Origin of the sequence: Sulfurimonas sp. (assembly GCF_028714975.1) — a bacterium.
In the GTDB taxonomy this organism is placed as follows: Bacteria; Campylobacterota; Campylobacteria; order Campylobacterales; family Sulfurimonadaceae; genus Sulfurimonas.
On record NZ_JAQTLH010000004.1, the window covers coordinates 229,812 to 236,506 of the forward strand.

The 6,695-nt window shown below is 36.5% G+C and carries 6 protein-coding genes; 1 reads left to right on the forward strand and 5 read right to left on the reverse strand.

Going from position 1 to position 6,695, the window contains the following annotated elements; translation table 11 throughout:
• The first annotated feature begins 20 nt into the window (after nt 1–20).
• Nucleotides 21–1,520, forward strand: coding sequence for an OprD family outer membrane porin (locus PHQ93_RS05830; protein WP_299942061.1), 1,500 nt, complete (start codon nt 21–23; stop codon nt 1,518–1,520).
• A gap of 6 nt (nt 1,521–1,526) precedes the next feature.
• Here PHQ93_RS05830 and PHQ93_RS05835 read toward each other — a convergent pair whose 3' ends face one another.
• From PHQ93_RS05835 to PHQ93_RS05855, 5 genes are read right to left on the reverse strand one after another with little or no spacing between them, the layout of a single operon-like run.
• Complete coding sequence (locus tag PHQ93_RS05835) at nt 1,527–2,099, reverse strand: ribonuclease HII (RefSeq protein WP_299942063.1); 573 nt, start codon at nt 2,097–2,099, stop codon at nt 1,527–1,529.
• A complete protein-coding gene (locus tag PHQ93_RS05840; protein ID WP_299942065.1) occupies nt 2,089–3,678 on the reverse strand; it encodes a response regulator in 1,590 nt (529 codons plus the stop codon). The genes PHQ93_RS05835 and PHQ93_RS05840 overlap by 11 nt, the downstream gene beginning before the upstream one ends.
• A gap of 2 nt (nt 3,679–3,680) precedes the next feature.
• Entirely contained in the window at nt 3,681–4,055 is a 375-nt protein-coding gene (locus tag PHQ93_RS05845) for a response regulator (RefSeq protein ID WP_299942067.1), read from the reverse strand.
• Nucleotides 4,018–5,382: a methyl-accepting chemotaxis protein gene (locus PHQ93_RS05850; protein WP_299942069.1), complete on the reverse strand. Its 1,365-nt coding sequence runs from the start codon at nt 5,380–5,382 to the stop codon at nt 4,018–4,020. The genes PHQ93_RS05845 and PHQ93_RS05850 overlap by 38 nt, the downstream gene beginning before the upstream one ends.
• A 56-nt stretch (nt 5,383–5,438) precedes the next feature.
• A complete protein-coding gene (locus PHQ93_RS05855) occupies nt 5,439–6,503 on the reverse strand; it encodes an ATP-binding protein (RefSeq protein WP_299942071.1) in 1,065 nt (354 codons plus the stop codon).
• Nucleotides 6,504–6,695 lie beyond the last annotated feature (192 nt).

Below are 6,695 nucleotides of genomic sequence, written 5' to 3' on the forward strand. Positions count from 1 at the left end.
TAGATGAAAAAGGGGTTAATATGAAATTATTGAAAATTAGTATTGCAGCGATGACTACATGTATGCTTGTTACTGCATTAAGCAGTGATGAAATAAAGCCAAAAAGAACTTTGCAGGGTAATATGGATGAGGTGTACAACACTCTTCCATCCTCTGCAAACAATATAAGTGAAGCGTTTACAAACGGTATGTTTTACGGTCGCCTTAGAACAAATATTTTTAGATATGATTGGGAAGCTCCCAATAATGCTTCCAATTCTGACAATAAAGCTTTTGGTCTCGGCGGCAGTTTGATCTATAAAACAGCTCCGCTCTCAGGTCTTAGTGCAACGGCAGGTTTTTACTACTCAAGCAGTCCGTTTGATTCTCTCCGTGAAGAAAATGCGGATGTAGGGTTTGTAAAATCGGGTAAAGACACTTTCAGCCGTTATGATGTTAGTAAGGAGGGTGATTGGTATATGGCAGTTTTGGCTCAAGCTTATCTGCAGTATGACATCTCAAAAACATCGTTTAAATTCGGTCGCCACTTTTTTGAATCGGCTCTTACTGCTTCAAATGATACAAAGATGATTCCAAATAGTTTTGAAGGTTTAAGTTTTGAATCAAAAGAGGTACCAAAAACAACTCTTAAAGGTGCATATCTGACTGCTCAAAAATTAAGAGATCATACGACTTTTCATGATGTTTTAACTTTTAAAGACTCTTCAGGCAACAGTTGGAACAACAATGATGATAGCGGTGTTCATAAGGGGCTAAGTTATACAAATTTTGTAGCAGCGGGAGAAGATCCGGAACATGAGCTGGTAATAGCAGCTATAAACAATAAATCTATTGAAAATTTAGAACTTGATGTTACCTACACGGCAGTTCCAAATGTACTTTCATCCGTTATAGGAGAAGTGAACTACAAAGTAGACTTAGGAGACGGTTTCTTGTTAACTCCCGGATTTCGCTATATGCGTCAAATTGATGACGGTGGCGGTGTAATCGGCGGAGCAAGTTTGAGCGGAAATTTAGCAAGAGATAAACACCCGACAACGCTGCTTGGCTATAAAGATAGATATTCGCTTGACGGTTCGGTATGGATGGCTCGTTTAGTTTTAACCAAAGGTGCACTTAAAGTTTTAGCAGGTTACTCGGATGTAGCCAATGAGGCAGACTTAGTCGCTCCGTGGAGAGGTTTTCCAACAGGTGGATATACACGTGCAATGGCTCAGACAAACTGGATAGCAAATACAAAAAGTACTATGGGCGAAGTAACTTATGACTTTGGAAAAGCTCAAATTCTTGAAGGATTTAAAGCTATGGGTCGCTATGTGATTCAAAATTTTGACGAGAGCAAACAGGCTGCCGGAGCGCAAGCCGATATGAGCGTTATACATATAGATTTAGTTCAGCAGCTCACACCGCAGCTTGACGCAAGAGTTCGTTTTGCTTCCGTTGATGCCGAGAATCGTACAAGCGGAACAGACAAAGACTCATACAAAGAGTACCGTTTTGAGTTAAATTATCTCTTTTAAAAATTTTTAAAAAAGCGTAGGCTTGGCATGCCCTTCGGGTGCAAGTGCTTTGAGTCTATAGCTTTTTCTATGGATTTCAGAGTAACCGTGCTTTTTTATCATCTCTATATGTAGCGCGGTTCCGTACCCTTTGTGTTTTTCAAAACCGTACATTGGGTATTTTTTTGCGACCTCAATTATATCTCTGTCGTGGGTTACTTTAGCCAAAATTGAAGCGGCACTTACCTCAGGTATTTTTGTATCTGCTTTTATCATAGTTTTAAGCCCGCTTACGCCAAATGTAGAGTTTCCGTCAAAAAGATACTCACTGCAAGCAAGGTTTTTCATAATCTCTTCTAAGCCTCTTCTTAGGCATAGCGATATGCCCTCTTTATCAATCTCTTTTGGAGAGAATCTAACTATATGGTAAGAGGAGCTTTTGATGATAATTTCATAGAGAGCCTCTCTTTTTTTTTCACTGAGCTTTTTTGAATCATTTAAACCGTCTATCGGTTTTTTTAAAATACAGCCCGCAATTACCAAATTGCCTGCAATGGGTCCGCGTCCCGCCTCATCAATTCCGCATAAATCAGCTCTCATTTTGCAGTTTTAGCCTTTTAGGAAGATAAACTTCAAAGAGTGCACCGTTTTCGTGGTTTGACGGAACAATTTTCCCGCCGTGATCCTCAACTATTTTCTTAGCGACATTAAGACCAAGACCCATTCCACCCTCGGTTTTGGAACTTTGAAACGAGTCAAAAATATTTGGCATCATCTCTTGGCTTATCCCGCCGCCGTTATCCTTAAAGTCCACTACTATATATTCATCTTCATCTCTTAGCGTTATGTCTAGCACTCTTGTTTCAAAATTATTGCTAAGTTTTAGCGCATCAAGCGCATTGTTTATAATTATGATAAAAACTTGCTCAATTCTCTGGTTTTGGATTGGTGCCGTAAAAGTGTACAGATCTTTATCCATGCCGAGTTTGAACGGCTTATTTTGAATTGTAATGTTTGAGATAAATTTTGCTTTGTTGTGTGAGAGCGTAAGTGCTGTTATTAAAGAGGAGTAAATGTTTGTTACTTGGGGTTTCTCTTTTGCTTGAGATGCCATCTCTCTCATCGATTCAACTATAGAGGCGATTCTGCTTACTCCGTCTAGTAATGTTTTGCTGTCTTCTTGTAGATATTTTTTTTGTTTTACGCTGTCGTCTAGCTCTTTTATATCCTGTATCATCAGCTCCAGATTACCCTTTATATATGTAAGAGGGGTATTTATCTCATGGGTAATTCCTGCAGCCATTTTTCCTATAATTGAAAATTTTTCCTCTAAAAGCCTCTCTTTTTCTCTCTCTTTGTGGAGATTTATATTTTTTTCAACCTCTTCTTCTATGCGTTTTTTTAGCTGCTCTTTTTGAGTGGAGAGTTCCGTAACATCTTGTTTAAGCGCTATGTACTCTTGGATTATATTCTCTTCATTTACGATGGGCACTATCACCAAATGTTCATAGTAGGTTTCTCTGTTTTTTTTAAGATTTTTGACACGCCCGCGCCATACCTTTTTATTTGATATCGTTGCCCACATCTCTTTATGAAGTTTGCTTTTTGTCTCAGGATGTTTAATGATATTGTGGTCTTTCCCGATAACTTCATCTTTAGAGTAACCGGTCATTTTGCAAAATGAGTCGTTCACATATGTTATGATGCCTCTCGTATCGGTTTTGGTAACAGAAGCGCTGATATCTATGACGCGTTTATACTCTTCTAAGAGTTTATGTTCATTTTTAAACTTTCTTTGAAGCAGAATTCGCTCTATATATTTATTTAGTATTTTCTCAACTCTCTCAAGTGTAAGCGGTTTGAAAAGATAGGCGTCTATACCGATGTCGACCGCTTCTTCCGTTATCTCTTTTTCAAAATGGGAAGTGATAAGAAGTATCGGGGTATTTTCATTTAAAATTTTAATCTTTTTTGACATCTCAAGCCCGCTCATAATAGGCATAGTCAAATCCGTCAATACGATATCGGGTTTATATTCCCGATATTTTAAAAACCCGTCTTCTCCATCCTTGGCTACATATATGTTTTTAAACTTTTTTGACGTTAAAAAATTAGATATCTGCGTTCTTATTTTTTCATCGTCTTCTACAAAAAGGATAGATATCTCGTTTATTTCCATAACTATTTTTTCAAAACTTCTTTAATTTTTTTACCCAGCGCATCAAGGGAAGAGAACGGTTTCATTATATAATCCGTTGCTCCGTATCTGTGAGCGTTAAGAACTTTGTCAAGGGTAGAGTAGGCTGTCATCATAAGCACTTTTGTTTTTGGATTTTTTTCCAATAGTTTAGGAAGAGCGTCCAAACCGTTCATTTGCGGCATCATAATATCAAGCAGTATCAAATCCGTATCTTTTGGCAGAGAAGATATTGCATTTACCGGATTGCTGTATGTCGTAATTCTATATCCGCCATCACGAGAAAGATATTTCTCCAGCATCTGCAAAATATCATTTTCGTCATCTATGATAACTATGTTTTTTTGTTGTGTACTCATCTTTTTTTTCTCCTTGTTTAAATAGTTCTTTTGCTGCTATATACATAGCCTCTTTAGCTTTTTCATCCACTAAGGCATCGAGATATTTAAAAACATCATTGCTGGCATCTTCTATCGCATGGATGCGTTGTTCTATAATCTCTTTTGAACAGATGTTCTTATCCGAACCGCATTCGGTTGCAAGTAGATTTGCCTGCTCATGCACTATAGCATGAGGTCTCTCAAGTTTGGCATATGATGGCATTTTAGAAAAGGTTTCTTTGCCTATGCCGCTTGTGTACCATTTTCCTAGACGACATTCATTGTGTGATGTATTGTTAAAGCTATTCTCCTCGCCGAAGATAAGAGCATAAACATTATGTTTATATATAACATGGTCTATCTTAGCTAAAGATGAAAATATTTTGTCGCTGATGTGCTCTACTTCGTACTGGCTGCGAGAGGCATTTTCTTCAAAGGATTTGATTTTTAGACTTAAATCTTCTATCTTATCTTTTGTCTCTATAACGATGTCGTTTACCTCGTTAGTGTTAGTCTCTGCCTCGTTTGTCTCTTGCTGCATAGCTTTTACGACTAAAGATATATCCTTAGTAGCTGTTTGCGTCTTCTCGGCAAGTTTTCTAACTTCATCGGCAACAACGGCAAAACCGCGTCCATGCTCACCCGCACGGGCAGCTTCAATCGCAGCATTAAGAGCCAGTAGGTTTGTTTGGTCTGCTATGTCTTGGATAAGCGTAAGTACCGTAGATATCTCATTGCTTCTTTGGTTTAGAGAATGCATGCCGGTAATGTTTAGTTGTGTATTTTGACTAAGCATATCCATAGCGCGAGCCGATTGTTCTATGAGTACAAGACCCTCTTTTGAGTCGTTCGCAATCACTACGGACTCGCTTTTCATTACTTTTAGCTCTTCAAGCATCTGCGAAAAAGTTTTTTGTGTATCCGTCAGTGCGGATGTTATGGCTTGCTGATGAAGACTTAAGATATCGCTGTCACGTGTATCGCGCATATCTGTTTTTGTTATTCTATAAAATGTAGCATCTCTGTTTTTTGATTTTCTAAAGACAGCTTTACCACTGCATCCGTTTAGTTCAATGATATTGTTGTTTTTTTGCAGCTCTTTTGAAAGATCGTCTATTGATTTTATGTTCATTGCGGCTATTTCATTTAAAAAAGCTACGGAACCGTCTCTGTTTAATGCGACTAACATCTCTTCTTGAGAAAAAGCAGCCATCTCTTTGTAGAAATCTAGTTCCTCTTTAAGAAGTGCCATATCGTGTACTAACTCTTTGATTAGACTTTTATCGGTATTTTTTGAAAAAAACATAAAATCGCATCCTTTTATTTTTGGTCGTATATTCTATCATAAATTTATAATTTATATTAATCTCCAAGCGCCCAGATATCAAAAGGAATCATCTCTACGACAGATAGCGGATGGCTCATGCTTCCCTCTTTGCTCATTGTTATTGCAGTCACTTTTTTAATCTGATATGTAAATAAGAATGCTTCAATAGACTCTATTTTTTTAAACAGCACCCTCTCATCCGCAAAAGGCATTCCTAAAATCACCTCTTCGCTAAGCGGGAGATAAAAATCAATGCCGTCATCGTAAAAGCACTCTTGGTTTGATTTTAAAAGTTCTAGGTAAATCATATTTTCAAAAAGCCTGCCGAAATGTTTATCTATGCTAAGTGCAGATTTTAAAGATATGTCGCACAGATAAATTTTTCTGATTGCTTTTGGATGATTTGTTTTTTGCAGTTGATGTATGTAGCCTTTTTCGCTCAGAGCATCAAAAGATTTATAGAGTTTGTCTTTTGATATTTTTCTTGTATGTTTAAGCCTCTCATATATAGAGTATGGAGATATTTTTTGTGCCATCATTTTTGTACAAAAAATCAGAATGTCAAGTTCTATTTCATTTAGTGTATTTTTTAATATTTTTTGGAGATAGATAACTCTCTCGTCGCTATTTATCTTATGCATAAACGGAAAACCGCCTAGTTGAAAAAAGTGGTTGAGTGAACTTGAATCATATTTATGTTCATAGGCAAGAAACTCTTCATAATCTAGCGGATATAGCCTAATGGTGTTTAAAAACTCTATCTGATAATTTATTTCGCTGCAAATAATTAACTGCGCTACATTTACTATTTTAATAGTTTGAATATAGTTGTCGAGTACAAGTGTTTCAATTCTGTTATTGTTGCAAAAATTTTGGAGTATATTGTTGAACTCATCTATATCAATACGCAAGTCACTGCAGTCAATATATATGTAGCTGTTTTTTTTAAGTCCGAGCAGATAGTTTTTAACAAGTTTTGTTTTTCCGCTTTGCGATATCCCGTTTATCTGATAACTAAAATTTTCTAAAGATAATTTTCTAAAGTGAAATTTATCTAAATGTATGTCGGTTTTGTATAACTCTTCAAGTAAAATTTCCATGTTGCAATTTTACCATTTCCTTATTAAAAGGAAATAAAATTGTATAAATTTTAAATTTTAGTCCATATATTCTTGAATTATAGAGATAGTTTGGATACAATTCCGCTCCCTTAAATAGTCAGGCAAGACTTGACGAGTTCTTTAGAAGGAAAAACATGGAAAAAATTCGTTTAAAATTGAAAGCTTATGATC